Genomic DNA, 346 nt, shown 5'->3' with positions numbered 1-346 from the left:
CAAGCTGGTCGACATCTTCGGTCCGGGCACGGTCGACGAGGAGAAGCTTAACGTCAACGATGCCAACTCGAAGAAGGGTCAGCGTCAGGCGATCGTCTCCGCCTTCAATGTATTCGAAGACACACTGGCGGCGGTTGAGGCACATGCCGAAGCCAATGGCAAGTCACCGGAAGACGTCGAGATCCGCTACGGCTACAACATGAGCCGGGTGTCCCGTCTGCAGATGCTGGGCCGCTTCAATCCGCAGGCCTCCAAGCTCATGCGGGAAGCCGTGCTGCCCACGCAGAGCACGCTGAATCTGGGCAAGCGGGAACACATGCAGGCGTTCATGCTCGGCGTTGGTCAG

General features: G+C 60.4%; 1 protein-coding gene. It reads left to right on the top strand.

What is annotated here, in order from left to right:
• Positions 1-346 (top strand): hypothetical protein (locus SB725_RS30400; RefSeq protein ID WP_410923058.1); only part of this gene is annotated, 346 nt, incomplete at both ends.

The organism is Pseudomonas sp. SIMBA_041, assembly GCF_046535095.1.
GTDB classification, from domain to species: Bacteria; Pseudomonadota; Gammaproteobacteria; order Pseudomonadales; family Pseudomonadaceae; genus Aquipseudomonas; species Aquipseudomonas mucoides.
Note: the sequence above shows the minus strand (reverse complement) of the source record. Positions and strands in the feature narration are given on the sequence as shown.